We start from the raw sequence: 21,232 nt of genomic DNA on the forward strand, positions 1-21,232 counted from the left end.
CGATTATTACTTTGTGCTTTCGTGAAAATAAATATTAGTTTTAACAGTAGCAAACCGACGAAACATTTCCATGACTCCACAATATTTATCAACAGATAAATTTACAGCACGTTCGCATTTTTTTTGATTTAAGTCTGCACCATAAAAATGATAATCTACTACTACAGTATGGTAATATTTAGGATGTTCATCCGTTAATTCACCTGTAACATCCATTTTAAAATCATCTATTTCTACTTTCATTTTATCTAACGTAGAAATAACATCTAAGCCAGAACAACCAGCTAGTGATGATAACATCATGGCTTTTGGTGATAGGCCATTACGTTTATCTGTACCTTCAATATTGGTATCCATTATTACGGTTTTTCCACTTGGATTATCAGATTCAAAGGTTAAGCCACCTTTCCATTGGGTTGTGATTTTATTTGTCATTTTTTAAGTTTAAAAGTTATAAGTACTATCTTGTTAGCTCAAAAATACTACTAAAAAAATAACTATGGCACTAGTAACACCTTTGTCTGCAGACCACGATTTGGAAACCAAAGAATTAGCAGAATTCTTTAATGAAACCCTTGGATTTTGTCCAAATTCGGTTTTAACCATGCAACGCAGACCAGCAATTAGCAAAGCATTTATTAATTTGAATAAAGCGGTTATGGCCAATGAAGGCAAAGTAACCTCAGCTTTAAAACGTATGATTGCTTGGGTGAGTAGTAATGCTACAGGTTGTCGTTATTGCCAAGCACACGCAATTAGAGCAGCAGAACGCTATGGTGCAGAACAAGAACAATTAGATAATATTTGGGAATATAAAACGCATCCTGCTTTTTCTGAAGCAGAACGTGCAGCTCTCGACTTTAGTTTAGCAGCTTCGATGGTACCAAATGCTGTCGATGCCGAGATAAAAGAACGTTTATATCAACATTGGGACGAAGGTGAAATTGTTGAAATGCTAGGTGTAATTTCATTATTTGGTTACCTAAACCGTTGGAATGATTCTATGGGTACTGATATTGAAGAAGGAGCTGTGGAAAGTGGCAATAAGTATTTAGGGAAACATGGTTATGAAGTTGGTAAGCATGATGGAAGTCGATATTAGATTGTTAGACTTTTAGAGCGCTTAGCTTTTAGATAAATAAGATTGAAAACCTTACCAGAAATGGTGAGGTTTTCTTATAAAATTTCCTTTACCTTCTTCTCTAGCTCAGGCACAACCAATTCCTCAAACCAAGGATTCTTACTTCTCCAAAACCGATTGGTTGGTGATGGATGTGGAATTGGAAAATAGGTTGGTAAATAAGACTTGTATTCACCAACAGTTTCTGTCAAGGTTCGTTTGGCGCTTTCTTTTAAATAATATTGCTGTGCATAAGCTCCAATTAAAATAATCAATTCTACATTAGGCATTTTGTCTAATAATTGCTGATGCCATTGTGGTGCACATTCTGGTCTTGGTGGTAAATCGCCTGTTTTTGCTTTTCCAGGATAGCAAAATCCCATTGGTATAATGGCAAAATTCTCAGTGTTATAAAATTGTTCTTCTGTAACATTAAGCCACTGCCTTAGTTTCTTTCCGCTTTGGTCGTCCCACGGAATTCCAGATTGATGCACTTTTGTTCCTGGAGCCTGACCGATAATTACAATTTTAGATTTTATGTTTGCAGTTGCTACAGGTCTCGGCCCTAATGGTAAATGTGCTTTACAAATGTTGCATTGACTGATATTATGGAGTAATTCTTTCATTTTTTAATCTTCATCCTTCAACATACTCTTTAGATCATTCGTATAAGATGGATATGTAAATATCTGCTTTTTAAAATCACGAATTGTTAAACCTTCATTCATGGCTAGAGTCAAGATATTAATTGTTTCATTCGCTTGAGAACTTAATAAATTAGCACCCACAATTTTTTGAGTACGCTCATTAACAATAACTTTATAAGCGTAAGCATCGGCATTTTCTTTTTTAGAACTGTACCAATCAGAAGCATCTCCTTTATAAACGATCACATTTTTATACCTGCTTTTAGCTTCTTCTTCAGAATAACCTACACTCGCCAATTGCGGTTTGGTAAAAACAATAGAAGGTACTAATGGGTTTTCAAACTCCTTAGCATTACCATTTATAATGTTATGGCCTGCAATATAACCTTGTAATCCCGATAAGGGTGTTAATGGTAAAGATTTACTAGATACATCTCCACAAGCATACACATTTTCGTTGCTTATACTTTGCATAAAATCATTAACCAAAACCCCAGATTCATCAGCTTTTATACCAGCATTTTCTAAATCTAATTTTTCTACTGCTGGCACACGACCTGCTGTATTAAATATCTTTCTGGCTTTTATTGTTTTTGTTTTACCGCCTTTTTCATACGTCAGTTTTAAGTTTTTCTTCAATTTTTCTATGGAGATCGGTGTTGTATTAAACATAAATTTTACTCCATTCTTTTCTAAAACCTTGGTTAATTTTTCAACCAAAAACGAATCAAACTGTGTTAACGGACTATCTCCAACTTCAATCATAGTAACGTCACATCCCAACGTTGAAAGCATATAGCAAAATTCCATTCCAACATAACCCGAACCAATAAATATGGCGGATTTCGGAATTTTTTTCAAATTGAGAATGTCATCACTAGTTTTTAATAAGTCCGAACCTTCAAGTTTTAAAGTTCTTGGAACGTAACCTGTAGCGATTACAAATTTATCTGCAGAAATGGTTTTACCTTCAACTAAAACTTCATTCTTACTAATGAATTTTGGGGATTGATGATATAAATCAATGCCTAAATCCGTTAAGTTATTTTCGGTTGAAGATGGCACAGGTTTAGTAAAAGACGTTTTAAATTTCTGAACAGCTTTCCAATTAATTTTAGGTAACTTTTTAATTCCGAAACCTTTGAGTTGGTTGGAGTGTTGTACTAAATCTGCAAATTGCATTAGTATTTTTTTAGGATCACAACCTCGTATTGCACAAGTGCCTCCAAATTCGCGTTTATCTGAAATAGCCACTGATAATCCTGAGGCTATACAAGCTTTTGCTGCTGTTTGACCTGCAATACCACTACCAATGACAAATACATTATAATGTTTAGTCTTCATAATTTTAGATTGAAAGTTGAAATTATGAAATCTAACTGGCAAAGACTGATGCGGTAGGTTTAAAACTTAACTCGTTTACAATTATTTTTTACCATCAACAACAATCACAATTTCCCCTTTAGGAGGCTTATTTGTGTAGTATTCTAAAACTTCTTTTGCTGTTCCTCTAATAGTTTCTTCGTACAATTTTGTTATTTCTCTTGATACAGAGACCAAACGATCTTCTCCAAAGTATTCGCAAAAATGCCCAAGCGTTTTTATAAGCTTATGTGGACTTTCATAAAAAATGATGGTTCTAGTTTCTTCAGCTAAGAGTAATAATCGTGTTTGTCTGCCCTTTTTTACAGGCAAAAAACCTTCAAACACAAATTTATCATTTGGCAAACCACTATTGACTAATGCTGGTACAAATGCTGTTGCACCTGGTAAACAATCCACTTCAATATTATTTTCTACACAGGCTCTTACCAATAGAAACCCAGGGTCTGAAATTGCGGGAGTTCCTGCATCACTAATGACAGCGATAGTCATTCCTGCTTTTAATTTTTCGATTAAATGATTCACCGTTTTATGCTCGTTATGCATGTGGTGACTTTGCATTTGCGTGGTAATTTCAAAATGCTTTAACAGTTTTCCTGAAGTTCTGGTGTCTTCAGCCAAGATTAAATCTACTTCTTTTAAAACATCTATTGCTCTAAATGTGATATCTTTTAGGTTTCCTATAGGCGTTGGTACGAGATAAAGTTTACTCATTGTAGGCGGTTTCTTTTCAAATTTACACTGTTTTTAATGATATCAACACAAGCCTTTATGATATTTGGCATCTTTCTTATAAATTAAGGGTTTGGTAGGGAAATTCCTCCTATGCTTGTTATATTGTTGAGATTATTTATTTTCTCACTGCATTAATCAAAACTACTATTTTATGGTTGGAAAACAATTCCGCTTATTGTTTTTATTTCTATTCTGTATACAAGCATATAGCCAAACTACAGATTTGTCTATTGCTATTGAAGCACAAAACTTAAGTGGTACTGCGATATCTCAAGTGGATATTTATGAAGACTTTCAGTATGTAGTAACCGTTTTAAACTCAGGAAACACTGTTGATAATGCAAGTATTTCTATAAATTTTGATACTGATCTTTCAATCATTTCCTATAATTCTCAGAACAATAATGCTGGGGCTTCGGATTTTTCTAACATTGATGTTACAGATAATGTTTTAACAGCCTCCATTGCGACAATACCCAATAACGCCAGTGTAGAATTACTTGTTTTGGTAACGGCACCAACTAATTTAGGTGGTATTACAGCAAATGGTACTGTGAGCCCGCCCACAAATACTCAAGACATTAACACAAGTAATAATCAAGCCATAATATCTATTGATGTATTAGATGTTATAATTGATTTTTCGATAACACACACGCAAATCAATCCTTTAGAAGGTACAGCAATTAATGCTTGGGGAGATTCAGTAACCTATCAATTTACCATTACTAACAATAGTGATATTGACTTTCCTGTTTCTACTATTATTGGCAACTTAAACCTAAGTTCTCCTTCTATTAATGGACAGCCTTTTGCAGAGTTTATCTCGCTAGCTTGTATTAACTCTACAAACGGAACGTTATGTCCAGATTTAACTGATGTTTCAGGAAGTTCAAGTGTTATTCAATCTGCTAACTCATTATTTACTTTTAATAATGCAATTAATATCACATCAGGAGGTAGTATAACCTTTGAAATGATTTACAAATATACAAATCTATCTTGTTCTCCAAATCCAATGCCTATTACTGTTGACAGCAATATTACGATTCTATTAAATTCGGCTAATACTGCTGTTGTTAACTCAAACGACGTAACCACAGAACTCCTTTTGGCAGAACTTTGCCCAGAAACAGATCTTTGTATTGAAACGACACAAACAAATCCAGATATTTCTGAAAGTTTAGATTATGGTCAAGACATTACTTTTATAACAACGGTCTGCAATAACGGCCCTGCAGCTACACCTATGCGTTTCTTTTTTCAAAACTTATCTCCTTTAGATTGGAGTATAAGTTCGCTTACTTGCTTAGGGACAACCGGACCTGTTATCTGCAATGACTTCTCATTAAATATAGGTAATCAAATATGGGTGAGTAATGATTTTGTTTTGCAACCCAATACGACGATAACTATTGAAACAGTTTTGAGCTATTTAGAACCCGAATGTAACGATAGCACCACCGGAATTGTAGCCGTAATACGAAGCGCAACTAATATTTTAGATAATCAATTGGTAGACTCTAATCCTAATAATAATTTTTTCTCTAACCAACTACTTTTGCCTTCTGTAGAACCATGTGATAGTGAAGATTCAATAGATTTACATGTTACTAAAACACAAATAAGTCCAGAATTACCTATAGGAAGTTCTCCTCAAAACACAGCTGCTTGGGGTTTGGTAACCTATGAAATTACAGTTACAAATGCCAGTGAAGAAGATGCAATTATTGAATTACAAGATTATATGCCTACAATAGGTGATGACGATCCTGAAATATCTGCAATATTAACAAATGTAGAATGCGTTGCTACAACAGGAACAGCTTCTTGTTTTAACATTGAAAATGCTAATATCGGAATTTCTTTAGATGGTAGCTCTGAAAATGGAGAACTTAATATTTTTTGGGAAATTACGCCAGAAGAGAATTGGGCATTACCTCCAAATAGCTCTGTAAGCTTTAATGTAACCATAGATTGGATGTTAGAATGTTCGCCAGCCCCAATGATAGGAACCAATATGGTCAGCGTAAATTTTGCAAATGATTTAGAGGACACTAGCCCAGAGAATAATTCAGATTCTGTAAATACATATTTTGCAAAATGTTTAGATTTAATAGTGCAAACCTATCCTGAGTTTACTCAAGTCGACGTCAATCAAACCTTTAATTGGATTGTAGATATTAGTAATAGTACTACTAGTGCTGATGCTATAGATGTTATTTTCGAAAACACTGTTAATCCTATTTTTACTATTGTCGGTAACCCAACCTGTACAGTTACCTCTGGAAATGCAACTTGCATTACTAACTTTAATACTGTTGGTAATTTTATATCAGGAACCATTCCTACAATGGAAGCGGGCTCTACCGTTAGAGTTAGTATTCCTGTCACTGCACCTAGTGTTGGTGGCGCTTTTAATAATATTGCAGAAGCCATTCCTGACCCTACAAACAACCAAGAATTAACACCAGAATCTAATATTTCCATTAATAGCGTTCTAGTCATTGCGCCTGTTTTACAAAAATCATTTACGCCAGAGGTTATTATCGAGGGAGGTGAAAGCGAATTAACATTTACTGTTTTTAATGTAGCGAATACCCCTACACAAAGTCATATTTCATTTACTGATAATTTACCAAATGGAGTAACACTTTTAAGTGCTCCTAATTGGATTCAAGCTAACGGTTGTACTGCAACATTTATAGGAACGACTAATGATACATTTGTTGGTATAGAAAATTTGGTCTTTCCAGAAGGCGTTGTGAGTTGCACATTCTCAGTTTTAGTGACTTCTGAAATTGCAGGTACTTATCTTAATAATTTTCTGAATTTCACAAACAACAATAACATAGACACATCTCAAACCAATGCGACACTCAATGTTATTATTGACACCTCTGATATTGATATTGAAATCATTAAAACCGCGTTACCTACCGAAGCTGTTTTGGGGCAACATGTTGATTTCTCCATTACAGCGACAAACTTAGGAACTACAACCGCCACTTTAATTGAAGTCATTGATACCTTACCGCAAGGTTATGAATTTGTTTCTGCAACCACTAGTTCTGGTGTTTTTGATGACACAACTTTTATATGGAATATCCCCAACCTTGATGCCAATAATTTTGAAACGTTAACCTTAACGGCTAAAGTGGTCTCTTCAGAAAATTTAACTAATGTTGCAAGATTAAATAGCGTTAATGAACCCGATAGAGATCTTACAAATAATGAAGATAATGCTACTGTAGAAATTTCTAATTGTTTATCAATTTCTGAAGGTATTTCCCCTAATAACGATGGAAAGAATGATGTGTTTTTTATTCCTTGCATAGAAGATTATCCTGAAAACACACTTAAAGTATTCAACCGTTACGGCACGCAAATTTACGAAGCCAAAAACTATTTGAATACTTGGAGTGGTAAAGCTAATATGGGACTCTTACAAAGTTCAAAATTACTACCCGTTGGTACGTATTTCTATATTTTAGAAATTAATGGTTTTGATGATGCTTTTGTGGGCTATGTTTATTTAAATTATTAATTAAAACGGCCTTCTACAAGCTCTATAAAACGCTCTTCGTATTCTTCTTTACCATCCCAATTGTTATAATCTGGCTTTACCATTTCTAAAATTAGCGTTCGTGCTTCACTCAAAGAATTTGTTGTATTTATTTGAGAAATTACACGATCGTAATCTTCGTTTCTACCCTCAAATAAATGTTTAATAAAGGCTAATTTATCATTGAGACCTATATTTAAACGCTTTCCTTTAAGTTTATCATTAAGGGATTTTTTTTCTGATTCGGCTTCACGTTTTTGAGCCTCTTCAATAGGTTCAAATTCTGGAATATCTTCAAAACCAGATGTAATAGATTCAAATTCTGTTGACGATGAAGTTTCTATATCTTCTGGTAAAGCATTCTTTAATAAGGTATCTACCGGCTCAGTTTCTTTAGGCATATGTTCAAACATATCCTTTATTTTTGTCATCACAGGTTCCATAATACCATCATCTTCAACCTCATCTAAATTAATGTAAGTTCTATCTTCAACTTCAACATTGTCACTCACCTTATTATTAAAAGCTGTATCCAACATATCAAAGAATGAAGAATCGTGACCAATAGTTGGCATTTTATCCTCAAAATTTTCTTGAGCAAATTTTAAAACAGTCAATTTTTCGTAAAGTACAGCGACTTCCTTGTGTAACTGATCTATATCTTCTCTACCTGTCAGTTTCAGAATCCTATGTGCAATACTAACTAATTCTGATTCTAATTTCTTTTTCATCTTTTCCTGAGTTTTACTTTTGATTTTTAATAAATTTGCGAGACCTTTATAAAAAAACGAAGTCCGACTTCATTTAGTGCTAAAATTACAAAATGTTTCTCGAAAATACAGTAAATCAGAAAGAACAATTTGGGTGGATTGAAGTCATCTGCGGATCCATGTTCTCAGGTAAGACCGAAGAATTAATCCGACGCTTAAAACGTGCGCAATTTGCAAAACAAAAAGTAGAAATTTTTAAGCCTGCTGTAGATGTACGTTACGATGAAGAAATGGTAGTTTCTCACGATGCTAATGAAATCCGCTCTACTCCTGTACCTGCTGCTGCTAATATTCCAATTTTAGCAGATGGCTGCGATGTGGTTGGTATTGACGAAGCACAATTCTTTGATGACGAAATTGTAAGAATTTGTAACGATTTAGCCAACAAAGGTATTCGTGTTATTGTGGCTGGTTTAGATATGGATTTTAAAGGTAATCCGTTTGGACCAATGCCAAACTTAATGGCAACGGCAGAGTACGTTACTAAAGTACATGCCGTTTGTACAAAAACAGGAAATTTAGCACAATACAGCTACAGAAAAGCTCTAAGTGACGATCTCGTTTTACTTGGTGAGGTTGATGAATATGAACCTTTAAGCAGAGCGGCCTATTATAAGAGTATGCAACGCGATAAAGTAAGATTATTAAAGGTAAACGATGCTGAAGAAATAGACTCTAAAGACCAAAATCGGAATGCCTAAAGCTCTAGAAACCGTTCTTGAAATTGATTTAAGTGCACTTACTCATAATTTCAACTACTTAAAATCAAAATTACAACCACAAACTAAATTTTTAGCCGTGGTTAAAGCCTTTGCTTATGGAAGTGATTCTGTAGAAATTGCAAAGCATCTTCAAAAATTAAACATAGATTATTTTGCTGTCGCTTATATAAATGAAGGTATTGCCTTAAGAGATGCAGGAATAACAACACCCATTTTAGTCCTTCATCCACAATCTATAAATTTCAAAACACTTATAGAGCGCTGTTTAGAACCAAGTATTTATAGTCCTCATGTTTTAAATGAATTTATAAAAACTGCCGAAGCACTATCTCAAAACAACTATCCTGTTCATATAAAATTTAATACAGGTTTAAATCGACTTGGCTTTAAAGAAAATGATATTGAAACTATTGTTTCAACACTTCAAAAGACCTCAGTTGTAAAAGTAAAATCTATATTCTCTCATTTAGTAGCGAGTGAAGACGCTAATGAATTAGATTTTTCTAAGCTACAAATCGAAAGATTTAAAACTATTGCTAAAATATTTGAAGAAAAATTAGGTATTAAACCTTGGCTACATCTTTGTAATACTTCTGGTGTTATCAATTACCCTGAAGCTCATTTTAACATGGTACGTTCCGGCATTGGACTCTATGGTTTTGGAAATTCTGCTGAAGAAGACAAAAACCTTAAACCCATTGCGAGTTTAAAATCAGTAATTTCTCAAATTCATGAGATTGAAAAAGGAGAAACCGTAGGTTATAATAGAGCATACACCTCTAAAGGACATGAAAAAACAGCAACCATACCCATTGGTCATGCAGATGGTATAAGCCGTATTTATGGAAATGGAAATGGTTATGTTTTTATAAATGGTAAAAAAGCACCAATAATTGGTAATGTTTGTATGGATATGATTATGGTAAACATTACAGACATTAATTGTAAAGAAGGAGATGAAGTTATTATTTTTGATGCTACCTATACTGCAAGTAACTTAGCAGAATCAGCACATACAATTTCTTATGAAATTCTAACTGCCATATCACAACGTGTAAAACGGGTTTTTCTGCCTGAATAACTTTTTTTTTAACATAATGTGACTTTTTTAACTAACTTAGGGTCTTATCAACATATTAACTAACTATTAAAACACGAATTATGTTAAAAGAATTTAAAGAATTTGCAATGAAGGGTAACCTTGTAGACATTGCTGTCGGTTTTGTAATGGGTGCTGCTTTTAAAGAAGTAGTAACTGCATTTACAGGAGGTATCGTATCTCCATTAATTGGTATGATTTTCGACTCAGACTTTAAAGCATTAAGATACCAGTTAAAAGAAGGCACATTAAATGATGCTGGTGAAATAGTTGGAGACGTTTTCTTAGAATACGGTACATTTTTAACTAATGTTATTGACTTTATCATTGTCGCATTTGTAATGTTCCTTGTAGTAAAAGGAGTAAATAAAATGAAGAAGAAAGAAGAACCTGCACCAGAGGCACCTGCAGGACCATCTGAAGTTGATTTATTAATAGAAATCAGAGATTCATTAAAAAAATAAAACACGTATAGCGTCATCGCTACACTATTATTTTTAACTAAACCCAGGCTAAAAAGCCTGGGTTTTTCTTTTTATATAAACCTTAGTTATTGCAAAATCAATAAAATATAAGCGCAATTTTTATCACATATTTAAGACTAAATTGACTGATTTAATTAAACAAAAGCTATAATTTTGATATTATAAATTTAAACTCACGAAATGAGCATGTTAAAACGCTATTACCTAAGGGAATAATATGTAGCGAGTAACGTGTGACCTTTGAAAAACAATAAATTCAGACACATGAAAGTAGCAATTGTAGGTGCAACAGGTTTGGTAGGTAATGTAATGCTCAAAGTATTAGAAGAGCGTAATTTTCCTTTAGATGAATTATTATTAGTAGCATCGGAACGTTCTGTTGGCAAAAAAATTACATTCAAAGGAAAAGATATCTCTGTGATCAGTATTCCAACAGCTATTGAAGCAAAACCAGATATTGCGCTTTTTTCTGCAGGAGGTTCTACGTCTTTAGAATGGGCACCAAAATTTGCAGAAGTTGGAACAACAGTTATCGATAATTCTTCAGCTTGGAGAATGGATGATACAAAGAAATTAGTTGTTCCTGAAATAAATGCTAAAGAGCTAACTAAAACAGATAAGATTATTGCCAACCCTAATTGTTCTACCATACAAATGGTTATGGCATTAGCTCCACTTCATAAAAACTATAAAATTAAGCGTATTGTTGTTTCTACGTATCAATCCGTTTCTGGTACAGGCGTTAAAGCCGTAGAACAGATGGAAAATGAAATCTCAGGTAAAAAAGGAGACATGGCTTATCCTTACCCAATTCATAAAAACGCCATTCCACATTGCGATGTTTTTGAAGATAACGGCTACACTAAAGAAGAAATGAAGCTGGTTAATGAGACTCAAAAAATATTAAATGATCGTACAATTGCCGTAACTGCAACTGCTGTAAGAATCCCAACTGCAGGAGGACATAGTGAATCTATAAATGTAGAGTTTCAAAATGATTTTGATATTGCAGAAGTAAGACAACTTCTCAATGCTACAGATGGCATTACAATTCAAGATAATTTAGAAACTAATTCATACCCTATGCCAATGTATGCTAACGGTAAAGATGATGTTTTTGTTGGTCGTTTAAGAAGAGACGGGTCACAACCTAATACTTTAAATATGTGGGTTGTAAGTGACAACCTTAGAAAAGGTGCGGCCACCAATACTGTACAAATAGCAGAATTCCTTATCGATAATGCTTTAGTATAAAGCGACTTAGCACAGTTGTAGATTTTTCAAAATGGCGATTAATTTGTGTATTTCAACTAATTAATTATTTAGTTAGTTGTTATAGTCTCTATATTGCCCTCCGTTTCATCCTTAAGTTTTTAGTTTTTTGACATCAGTCAAATAACGAAAGTCTTATATTTGAAGTAAATGCTGTTTATTTCAAAAAAAACTAATTATGAAAAAATTACTTCTCGTTGCTTTAGTACTGAGTATTTTTGTTTCATGTAAAAACGAAACCGAAGCTTTGAAAACAATTACTGTAGATTATCCTAAAACTAATAAAATTGTCGTTACAGACACTATTTTTGGCGAAACTGTATCAGACCCTTATCGTTGGCTAGAAGATGACAGAAGCAAAGAAACTGAAGCTTGGGTAAAATCTCAAAATGAAACTACGTTTGGGTATTTAGACAACATTCCCTACAGGGAAGAATTAAAAGAACGCCTCACTAAACTTTGGAATTACGAAAAAATTGGATCTCCATTTAAAGAAGGTGATTATACCTATTTTTATAAAAATGACGGTTTACAAAACCAATATGTCATTTATAGATATAAAACGGATGCAGACCCAAGTACTGCTGAAGTATTCTTAGATCCCAACACATTTAAAGAAGATGGTACTATTTCTTTAGGAGGTACTAGTTTTTCAAAAGATGGCAAGACACTAGCTTATGCTATTTCTGAAGGAGGAAGTGATTGGAGAAAGATTTTAGTAATGAATACAGAAACTAAGGAAATTGTAGAAGACACCTTAGTAGATATAAAATTTAGTGGGATGTCTTGGTACAAAAACGAAGGCTTCTACTACTCTAGCTACGACAAACCAAAAGGTAGTGAGTTGTCTGCAAAAACAGATCAACATAAAGTTTATTATCACAAATTGGGCACAAAGCAATCTGAAGATCAACTTATTTATGGAGGAACTTCAGAACAAAAACACCGTTATATATATGCCAATGTTACTGAAGACAATCAATATTTAGTGATTACTCCTAGAGTTTCAACGTCAGGAAACAAACTTTATATTAAAAACCTATCGATTCCAAATGCACCATTAGTTGAAATATTAGGTCATACAAATTCAGATTCTAACATTATAGAAAATGTAGGTTCTAAATTATATATTATGACAAACTTGGATGCACCAAATCAAAAAATAGTAACTGTTGATGCTTCAAATCCAAGTCCTGAAAATTGGGTAGATTTTATTCCTGAAACTGATAATGTACTTAGTCCATCAACAGGAGGCGGTTACTTTTTCGCTAATTATATGGTAGATGCGGTATCTAAAGTATTTCAGTACGATTATGATGGCAAACTAATTAGAGAGATTGAATTACCTGGTGTAGGAACTGTTAGTGGCTTTAGCGCTAAGAAAGAAGACAAAGAATTATACTATTCATTTACTAATTATGTAACGCCAGGAAGCATCTATAAGTATGATATAGAAAATGGTACTTCAGAATTGTACAAAAAACCAAGTATCGATTTTAACCCAGAAGACTACCAAAGCAAACAAGTATTTTACACATCTAAAGATGGCACTAAAATACCAATGATTATTACGCACAAAAAAGGAATAAATCTCAATGGTAAAAACCCAACAATTCTTTATGGTTATGGCGGATTTAATATCAGCTTAACTCCTAGTTTTAGTATTGCAAACGCCGTATGGATGGAGCAAGGCGGAATTTATGCTGTGCCAAACTTAAGAGGTGGTGGCGAATACGGAAAAGCATGGCACGATGCAGGTACTAAACTTCAAAAACAAAATGTGTTTGATGATTTTATTGCTGCGGCAGAATATTTAATTTCAGAAAAATACACCTCTTCAGACTACTTAGCCATAAGAGGTGGCTCTAACGGAGGTTTATTAGTTGGAGCAACTATGACACAACGCCCAAAATTAATGAAAGTAGCACTACCTGCTGTTGGTGTTTTAGACATGTTACGTTACCATACATTTACTGCTGGTGCTGGTTGGGCTTACGATTACGGAACCGCAGAAGACAGTAAAGAAATGTTTAACTATCTTAAAGGGTATTCGCCTGTTCACAATGTAAAAGAAGGTGTAGAATATCCCGCAACAATGGTAACTACTGGAGATCATGATGATCGTGTGGTACCTGCACACAGTTTTAAATTTGCAGCCGAATTACAAAGCAAACAAACAGGTAACAATCCAACACTTATAAGAATAGAAACAGATGCTGGACACGGAGCTGGTACACCTGTAAGCAAAACCATTGAACAATATGCCGATATTTTTGGTTTTACACTTTATAATATGGGATTTGAAGTCTTACCAACCAAAATTGAAGAAAAAATAAAAGGGTAACACGTTTTTAGATATTAACCAAATTAAATCATTTGTCACTTAACCAACTTCAAAGTCAACTTAAAGAAAAACATATAAAATTTCTTTTTACTGACTATTACGATACTATTGTTCACAGAAAAGTGCACCCCAATTATACACAACGTATTTGGGCAAAACTTATGATTAGAGAATTGGGCTTATCCACTTCTATTGACGAGCTTTATTTTACAAGACAAGCATCTGTTAACTATCTTATTGAAACCTTAAACAAAGAAGATGTTGAAATTCCTTACGAAGCGTTAAAAGAAGAAATTTGTAAACGCCTTATAAATGCAGATATCGTCTCAATAGATACAAAAGACGATTTTCTGTCTCTTTTTGAAGCTGCTGATGCAAGAGCAGAAGCAAGTGTTCAGTATTTAAATCAAGACGTATTAGATACGCTAAAAAACTTTAAAGCTAATGGAGGAAAAGTATATTTAGTTTCAGATTTTTACGGTTCAAAAACGCTTTTCGAAAAATTATTAACGCATCATGACATCATAGATATCTTTGATGGTATTTATAGTTCTGCCGAATTAGAAAAAAGTAAACATAAAGGTACAATTTACGGCCCTATTCTTTCAGACTTAGCTATTGAAGCAAAGCATGTAATGATGATTGGAGATAATTTAAGAAGCGATTATACCAATGCCATAAAACAGGGACTTAATGCCTTCCAACTACCACATAAAAAATACTTAAAGCAAAATAAACGCAATAATTTTGGAAACGATAAAAAGCGCTTAAACAGCATCATTAATGATGTGTACAAAACCTGTAAAAAAGCGTCTGCAATCCCTTACACAGAGTATATTGTATTTTATCATACGTTTATTGAGCGCATGTATGAAACTGCAAAAAGAAAAGGTCTTAAAGATTTATTCTTTTTGTCACGAGAAGGCCAATATTTAAAAAAACTATTTGATTCTTATCAAGAATTTGCCCTTATCGATAAGAGCAAAAAAATTAATACGCATTATTTAAAAATATCTCGACAAGCATCACTTCAAATTGCATTAAAGGATCTAGAATCTGAAGAATTTGGTTATCTAAGAAAAAAATACAGCAATCTTTCTGTTGCTGATTTTTTAACAGCTGTTAACTGCCCTGATGATTTAAAAACTCAAATCGTATCTGAACTAAACATAGAAAGTAAAACGACTATTGAAGGCTTTTTTACATCTTCTAATTTTCAAAAATTAAAAGAGAACACTACGTTTAAAACGTATTATGATATGCATAGACGTGCAAATCACGAGGCATTTAAAACTTATATAAACTCTTTTAATTCTGATATAGAAGCCAATGGTATTGCCCTTGTAGATATTGGTTGGGGAGGTACAATGCAAGAGGCTATTTACAAGTTTTTTGATTATAAAATTCCTGTTACAGGTTTTTATCTTGGACTAGGCGAAATCTATGATATTCAACCAAAAACACAGCGTTACGGGCTTAATTTTTCATTATTACCATATACAGATTATAATGACAGCATTATAATGGCAAATATGCAACTCTATGAGCAATTTTCTGCTGCAGACCATGGAAGCGCCTTGGGTTATAGTTTAGATGCAAAAGACTATACCTTAGAATACCATAAACCCGAAGAAAAATGGTTGTATGATAACCATATAAAAGCACACCAAGAAGAAATGTTTGGTTTGCATAAAAAACTTTTAGAACGCTTAGACACGTTATGTTACTCTGAAGAAAATATGCAAAACTCAATGTCTAAAATGGCCCTTAAAGTTGGTTTGTTTCAAAACACAAAAAAATTAAAGTTTTTAGACACTTTAAGTCATGGGTTTTATCAAAATGTAGGAGATAACCAAGTTGGAATTACTTATAAAGCTCCAAAAATTGAAAATCCAATAAAATATGCCATTAGCTTTTTAATGACCCCAGAAAAGTACTTTAGGTATTTAGTAAAGTTAAAACCCGCGCTATACAAAAAGAATAAGTTAGTCGCATTCTTTGTACCTATGTACCTTATTTACCTGTATTTTAAATTCAATAAATACGTTAGATTTAAAGTATTGAATCGGTTTTTTCTTTTAAAATACAATGTTTTCAAATAAGTCATAAACGTTTTTTAAATTATTAACGATTTGACTAAATAAATATTAGATTTAATCCTGTTTTTTTTATCTAAAAGGTAGGGTTTTAGCAAAGTTGATTGTCTTATTAATAATACAGGGTTAATACATGAAAAAAAACTACACTAAATTTTTCGGTTTATTTTCAATTCTTATCATGTTTTCATGTGGTACAGATGATAATCTAACGCCCTTAAGTATAGAAACAACTTCAGATGCCTTAACTATAGTTCAAAACTCGGAAGCAGAAATTTTTATTTTTTCAAATGATTCTAATATTCCCTCAAGTGGCCAACTAACAATAAGCAATCCCACAAAAGGAAATGCTGTTATAATTGACAACAATACTCCTAATAACCCAAGTGATGATATTGTAAAATACACAGCAAATCCTAATGAAATTGGTGTAGATAATTTTGAATATACGATATGCACTGTTTCGGGTGATTGTAAAACAGAAACCATAACTATAACCATCGTCTCTGAATCAAACATTACTTTAGATTTAGAAAATGTTCCATATCAAACACTTTCAGAATATAACTTTTTTCAAGGTGACCTTAAGGATTTAAACCCAAACTTTGGAGTTGTTCCATATAATTTAAACTCTGCTTTATTTACAGATTATGCAAAAAAGAAGCGATTTATATGGCTGCCAAACAATTCAAAGGCAACATATATTAGCGATGATGTTTCTTTAGATTTCCCTGTTGGTGCCGTTTTAATTAAAAATTTCTATTATGATAATGTACTTCCAAATAACGAAACACAGCTCATTGAAACACGCTTAATGATTAGAAAAAACGAAGGTTGGGTATTTGCTAGTTATGTATGGAACGAAGCACAAAATGAAGCTATTTTTGATCTTAATGGAAGCTATGTTGATTTACAATGGCAAGAAAATGGAGAAATAAATACCGTTCAATATAGAGTTCCTTCTGAAGCCAAATGCTTTACATGTCATAAAATATTAGAAACACCTGAACCTATAGGTCCAAAGCCAAGAAACTTAAATTTGGAATATGATTACAGTGATGGACCTGAAAATCAACTCAATAAATTAGTATCTTTGGGTTATCTAGACAATTCATTACCGGAAACAATTTCGCGTTTACCCAATTACAGTGATAACTCTGAATCATTAGAATCAAGAGTTAGAGCTTATTTAGATATTAATTGTGCACACTGCCATTCAGAAGAAACACATTGCTCATATAGACCTATGCGTTTTGGATTTAATGACACTCAAGATTATAGTAACATTGGAGTCTGTGTAGATCCAGACACAGACCTTGGAGAAGATCTTGGTCATATTGTTGAGCCTGGCGATCCTAGAAACTCTGTTTTGCACTATAGACTAAACTCAATAGAACCCTCTACAAGAATGCCACTTCTTGGAAGAAGCTTAAGACATAATGAAGGAGTTAATCTCATCGAAGAATGGATAAACTCCCTAAATATAGATTGCAACTAAAAACTAATTAATGATGAAAAAAACTTTACTTATCACATTGCTTTGTACTTTGTTTTGTTTTACTGCAAAAGCACAAGTATTAAACCAATCGGCAAATTGGCCTAACGCTAATTGGAGTATTTCGGGTAGTTACGACGTAGCTTTTTTTTATGAAAATCCAACAGAGAACTCTTCTTCATTTTCTTTTGACGATGACGATGCCGGTGGTACATCAGATAATAATATCGCTGCTGAATCACCAATAATTGATATTTCTTCTGCATTTAACTCAGATGAAACTGAAATTATAGTCACATTTCAATATGTGTACAATATTTTTGGTACTGAAGAATTTAGATTACAATATTGGGATGCAGATAACAGTACATGGACAAATTGGGGTAATGCAATTGAAGACAACACGAATCAAGGTTCGAATTTTTGTAATAGACCACGTACAACTTTTACAAGTGAATTGTTAGATATTACTGCTTTTACAAATAATCAATTACAAAACTTTAGATACCGTATTTATTATAATGACAATACAACTTATGGCTGGGGATTTTGTATAGATTCACCAACAATAATATCTTCTGAGCCTCCTGCATGTCCTAGTGTACTTAATTTAACAGCGAGCAATGTTAATGCTAATAGCGCTCAAGCCAATTGGAATGTTGGAGATTCTGAAACATCATGGGAAGTAGTTGTACAATTAGCTTCAGACGCCCCTCCTACTTCTGGTACAACAACTACTAATGTATCTTACACTTTCTCTGGCTTAACACAAGAGACTGATTATATCATTTATGTTAGAGCCATTTGTGGCTCAGAAGGGTATAGCCTTTGGACAACTACAAGCTTTACAACTGGCACTGACTTATCTAGCTATCCTGTAACTTTCACAGCTAACACAATCAATACTACAGGATCGTATGATATTGCTTTAGTTGATCTTAACGGAGACTTTTTAGATGATGTTGTTTCTGTAAGCACAAATAACATCAATGTACACTACCAATTAACCACAGGAGGTTTTAATGCTGTAAATATCACAACACCTAACGCCAACTATTTACCAACATGGAGTTTAGCTGCTGGAGATTTTGACCGCAACGGTTACAATGACCTTTTATACGGCTCTGGTAATGGAGTCACATTTATGAAAGCAAATGAAACGGGCACTGGATATACCGAAATTTCGGGACCTGAAGATATTTTCTCTCAACGTTCTAATTTTGTAGACATTAATAATGACGGTCATTTAGATGCATTTGTTTGTCACGATATACAAGCCAATGTCTATTATATTAACGATGGTTCTGGAAACTTAAACTACTACCAAGGACAAAGTACAGGAGTGGTACCTAATGGTCTAGGATTAACACCAGGAGGTGGAAATTATGGAACCGTTTGGATAGATTTTGATAATGATCGTGATATGGATTTATTTATTGCAAAATGTAGAGGTGGTTCTACAACAATTAGTACTAATGAGCTATGGAGAAACGACGGAAACGGTGTCTTTACCAATGTTGCAGATAGTAATGGTTGGTACAATACTAACTACCCAGGAGTTGGACATAATAATTCTTCTAATTTAGGAGACAACGTACAAACATGGTCTTCTGCTTGGGCCGATTTTGATAACGATGGTGATATGGATGTTTATGTAGGAGCAAGTAGTTCTACTAACGGATACTCTAAATTAATGCGTAATAATGGAGATGGTACATTTACAGATGTAACAGCGGGTTCTGGAGTTTTAGATGCACAAATGGGAATAGAAAATGCACCTGCAGATTTTGATAATGATGGCTATGTAGACATCTTAAGTAATGGTGATATTTTATTTAATAATGGTGATTTTACATTTACAAACTATGACTCTAATATGCCACCAAGTGGTGCCATAGGAGATGCAAATAATGATGGTTTTTTAGACGTTTTTCGCAGTGGTAATATTCACATTAATAACGCCAACGCTAATAATTGGATAAAAATCAATACCGTAGGTACAGAAAGCAATATTAATGGTATTGGTGCTAGAGTGGAAATACTAACACCATCAGGAAAACAAATTAGAGACGTAAGAAGCGGCGAAGGTTTTGAATTTATGAGTTCGTTAAATACTCATTTTGGTATTGGTACTGATACAACAATTAATAGCATTACAATTTACTGGCCGTCTGGAATTGTAGATTATATTGCTAACCCAGAAATAAATACAACACATACTATAGTAGAAGATTCTACTTTAAGTATTGAAGACGAAACTTTGTTTGATGTATCTATATATCCTAATCCTGTTAAAAATAAGCTTACAATTAAAACATCTGCAGATGTAATTAACAAAATAGCAACTGTTTTTGATATTAATGGGAAACGAGTTCTTAACATGAAACTTAAGTCAAACACCATAGATGTTTCAAATCTAACAAGTGGTATATACTTTTTAAGATTAGAATCTGAAGGAAAAACAATGAAACGAAAATTTATAAAAAACTAATTTAAGACTATAATTATTTTAAAACCGTTTGAGAAATCAAGCGGTTTTTTTATGCTAATTACTTTTTTGAAACCTATATCTTTGTAAAATGCTTCAAGTAAAAAACGTCACTTTTGGATATACAAAAACTAAGGTTTTAAATGCTATTGACTTTAATGTTGAAGCAGGAGAAAACATTGCCATAATAGGAGAAAGCGGCTCTGGAAAAAGTACACTATTAAAATTAATCTATGGTGAATATGATTTAAAACAAGGTCAGATTTACTGGAAAGATGAAGAAATCTTAGGACCAAAGCACAACCTTGTTATAGGTTACGATTTTATGAAATACGTAACTCAAGAATTTGACTTAATGCCGTTTACAACTGTTGAAGAAAACATCAGTAAATACCTCTCTAGATTTTATCCTGAAGAAAAGCAAAAACGTACTGAAGAATTAATAAAAGTTGTAGAACTCGAAGCCTTTGCCAAAACCAAAGTAAAACTATTAAGTGGCGGTCAAAAACAACGGGTTGCCATTGCTAGAGCATTAGCAAAAGAACCTGAAATTTTATTGTTAGATGAACCCTTTAGTCATATTGATAATTTTCAAAAACAAGGCTTACGACGTAATGTTTTTAATTACCTAAAAGTAAAGAACATAACTTGTGTTGTTGCGACTCACGACAGGAATGATGCGCTTGGATTTGCAGACCAAATTATAGTCCTTAATAATGCTGAAATAATTGCTAAAGACACTCCTCAAAATTTATACAAGAATCCAAAATCACCATTAATTGCATCTTTTTTTGGAGAATTTAATGTGATAGAACCCTACGGTATTGTTTACGCCAATCAAATTAAAATTGTTCCAAAATCTCAATTAAAAGCAATTGTAAAAATGGCCTATTTTAATGGTAATTCTTGGTTAATTGAAGCAAAATATAATGCTATATCTATATTTATTGAGCATAATTTTGAACTTAAAAAAGAAAAAATCATCTACATAGAAATTTCAAAATAACAGCT

At 33.2% G+C, this 21,232-nt stretch carries 16 protein-coding genes; 11 read left to right on the forward strand and 5 right to left on the reverse strand.

Translation table 11 applies throughout. The annotated features are described in order from the left end of the window. Positions 1-6 precede the first annotated feature (6 nt). Positions 7-435, reverse strand: a complete 429-nt coding sequence (locus tag KO504_RS09190; protein WP_215926179.1) for an OsmC family protein — start codon at positions 433-435, stop codon at positions 7-9. A 64-nt stretch (positions 436-499) separates the two neighbouring features. Between KO504_RS09190 and KO504_RS09195 the strand changes: the two genes are divergently transcribed. Beyond that, entirely contained in the window at positions 500-1,102 is a 603-nt protein-coding gene (locus KO504_RS09195) for a carboxymuconolactone decarboxylase family protein (RefSeq protein WP_215926182.1), read from the forward strand. Positions 1,103-1,176: 74 nt separating this feature from the next. Here the strand turns inward: KO504_RS09195 and KO504_RS09200 are convergent, their stop codons facing one another. The 3 genes from KO504_RS09200 to rsmI all read right to left on the reverse strand — a co-directional run bounded on the left by KO504_RS09200 (position 1,177) and on the right by rsmI (position 3,864). Beyond that, positions 1,177-1,746: a uracil-DNA glycosylase family protein gene (locus KO504_RS09200; RefSeq protein WP_215926184.1), complete on the reverse strand. Its 570-nt coding sequence runs from the start codon at positions 1,744-1,746 to the stop codon at positions 1,177-1,179. Positions 1,747-1,749: 3 nt separating this feature from the next. Continuing rightward, positions 1,750-3,111: a dihydrolipoyl dehydrogenase family protein gene (locus KO504_RS09205; RefSeq protein ID WP_215926186.1), complete on the reverse strand. Its 1,362-nt coding sequence runs from the start codon at positions 3,109-3,111 to the stop codon at positions 1,750-1,752. Positions 3,112-3,192: 81 nt separating this feature from the next. Further along, positions 3,193-3,864, reverse strand: a complete 672-nt coding sequence (gene rsmI / locus KO504_RS09210) for a 16S rRNA (cytidine(1402)-2'-O)-methyltransferase (RefSeq protein WP_215926188.1) — start codon at positions 3,862-3,864, stop codon at positions 3,193-3,195. Between the two features lie 172 nt (positions 3,865-4,036). Here rsmI and KO504_RS09215 point away from each other — a divergent pair, with 172 nt between their 5' ends. Beyond that, positions 4,037-7,432 (forward strand): gliding motility-associated C-terminal domain-containing protein, encoded by a 3,396-nt coding sequence (locus tag KO504_RS09215; RefSeq protein WP_215926190.1) that lies wholly within the window; start codon positions 4,037-4,039, stop codon positions 7,430-7,432. On the opposite strand, the gene KO504_RS09220 is transcribed toward KO504_RS09215, so the two are convergent. Further along, positions 7,429-8,181 carry a hypothetical protein gene (locus KO504_RS09220; protein WP_215926192.1) on the reverse strand — a complete coding sequence of 251 codons (753 nt, stop codon included), beginning with the start codon at positions 8,179-8,181 and terminating at the stop codon, positions 7,429-7,431. The two genes, KO504_RS09215 and KO504_RS09220, sit on opposite strands and share 4 nt — an antisense overlap. A 92-nt stretch (positions 8,182-8,273) precedes the next feature. Between KO504_RS09220 and KO504_RS09225 the strand changes: the two genes are divergently transcribed. The 9 genes from KO504_RS09225 (at position 8,274) to KO504_RS09265 (ending at position 21,227) form a co-directional block, all read left to right on the forward strand. Further along, complete coding sequence (locus KO504_RS09225) at positions 8,274-8,921, forward strand: thymidine kinase (RefSeq protein ID WP_215926194.1); 648 nt, start codon at positions 8,274-8,276, stop codon at positions 8,919-8,921. Then, positions 8,914-10,023 (forward strand): alanine racemase, encoded by a 1,110-nt coding sequence (gene alr, locus KO504_RS09230; RefSeq protein WP_215926196.1) that lies wholly within the window; start codon positions 8,914-8,916, stop codon positions 10,021-10,023. Before KO504_RS09225 ends, alr begins: the two co-directional genes overlap by 8 nt. A gap of 80 nt (positions 10,024-10,103) precedes the next feature. Then, on the forward strand, positions 10,104-10,505 hold the full coding sequence (gene mscL, locus KO504_RS09235) for a large conductance mechanosensitive channel protein MscL (protein WP_215926198.1): 402 nt from the start codon (positions 10,104-10,106) through the stop codon (positions 10,503-10,505). Between the two features lie 285 nt (positions 10,506-10,790). After that, positions 10,791-11,780: an aspartate-semialdehyde dehydrogenase gene (locus tag KO504_RS09240; RefSeq protein WP_215926200.1), complete on the forward strand. Its 990-nt coding sequence runs from the start codon at positions 10,791-10,793 to the stop codon at positions 11,778-11,780. Positions 11,781-11,976: 196 nt separating this feature from the next. Then, a complete protein-coding gene (locus tag KO504_RS09245; RefSeq protein ID WP_215926202.1) occupies positions 11,977-14,142 on the forward strand; it encodes a prolyl oligopeptidase family serine peptidase in 2,166 nt (721 codons plus the stop codon). Positions 14,143-14,174: 32 nt separating this feature from the next. Beyond that, the gene (locus tag KO504_RS09250; protein ID WP_215926204.1) at positions 14,175-16,244 is read left to right on the forward strand and encodes an HAD family hydrolase; all 2,070 of its coding nucleotides are present in this window, start codon (positions 14,175-14,177) and stop codon (positions 16,242-16,244) included. A 127-nt stretch (positions 16,245-16,371) separates the two neighbouring features. Beyond that, positions 16,372-17,736, forward strand: a complete 1,365-nt coding sequence (locus KO504_RS09255; protein WP_215926206.1) for an SO2930 family diheme c-type cytochrome — start codon at positions 16,372-16,374, stop codon at positions 17,734-17,736. Between the two features lie 10 nt (positions 17,737-17,746). Continuing rightward, positions 17,747-20,224 carry an FG-GAP-like repeat-containing protein gene (locus KO504_RS09260; protein ID WP_252723655.1) on the forward strand — a complete coding sequence of 826 codons (2,478 nt, stop codon included), beginning with the start codon at positions 17,747-17,749 and terminating at the stop codon, positions 20,222-20,224. An 88-nt stretch (positions 20,225-20,312) separates the two neighbouring features. Then, complete coding sequence (locus KO504_RS09265; protein WP_215926208.1) at positions 20,313-21,227, forward strand: ABC transporter ATP-binding protein; 915 nt, start codon at positions 20,313-20,315, stop codon at positions 21,225-21,227. Positions 21,228-21,232: the final 5 nt, after the last annotated feature.

Source organism: Winogradskyella psychrotolerans, from assembly GCF_018860565.1.
GTDB classification, from domain to species: domain Bacteria; phylum Bacteroidota; class Bacteroidia; order Flavobacteriales; family Flavobacteriaceae; genus Winogradskyella; species Winogradskyella damuponensis.

Coding starts and splice junctions, on each gene's coding strand:
- KO504_RS09245 (WP_215926202.1), top strand. CDS start 11,977: ATGAAAAAATTACTTCTCGTTGCTTTAGTACTGAGTATTTTTGTTTCA.
- KO504_RS09240 (WP_215926200.1), top strand. CDS start 10,791: ATGAAAGTAGCAATTGTAGGTGCAACAGGTTTGGTAGGTAATGTAATG.
- KO504_RS09225 (WP_215926194.1), top strand. CDS start 8,274: ATGTTTCTCGAAAATACAGTAAATCAGAAAGAACAATTTGGGTGGATT.
- KO504_RS09220 (WP_215926192.1), bottom strand. CDS start 8,181: ATGAAAAAGAAATTAGAATCAGAATTAGTTAGTATTGCACATAGGATT.
- KO504_RS09265 (WP_215926208.1), top strand. CDS start 20,313: ATGCTTCAAGTAAAAAACGTCACTTTTGGATATACAAAAACTAAGGTT.
- KO504_RS09255 (WP_215926206.1), top strand. CDS start 16,372: ATGAAAAAAAACTACACTAAATTTTTCGGTTTATTTTCAATTCTTATC.
- mscL (WP_215926198.1), top strand. CDS start 10,104: ATGTTAAAAGAATTTAAAGAATTTGCAATGAAGGGTAACCTTGTAGAC.
- alr (WP_215926196.1), top strand. CDS start 8,914: ATGCCTAAAGCTCTAGAAACCGTTCTTGAAATTGATTTAAGTGCACTT.
- KO504_RS09260 (WP_252723655.1), top strand. CDS start 17,747: ATGATGAAAAAAACTTTACTTATCACATTGCTTTGTACTTTGTTTTGT.
- KO504_RS09205 (WP_215926186.1), bottom strand. CDS start 3,111: ATGAAGACTAAACATTATAATGTATTTGTCATTGGTAGTGGTATTGCA.
- KO504_RS09215 (WP_215926190.1), top strand. CDS start 4,037: ATGGTTGGAAAACAATTCCGCTTATTGTTTTTATTTCTATTCTGTATA.
- KO504_RS09195 (WP_215926182.1), top strand. CDS start 500: ATGGCACTAGTAACACCTTTGTCTGCAGACCACGATTTGGAAACCAAA.
- KO504_RS09190 (WP_215926179.1), bottom strand. CDS start 435: ATGACAAATAAAATCACAACCCAATGGAAAGGTGGCTTAACCTTTGAA.
- KO504_RS09200 (WP_215926184.1), bottom strand. CDS start 1,746: ATGAAAGAATTACTCCATAATATCAGTCAATGCAACATTTGTAAAGCA.
- rsmI (WP_215926188.1), bottom strand. CDS start 3,864: ATGAGTAAACTTTATCTCGTACCAACGCCTATAGGAAACCTAAAAGAT.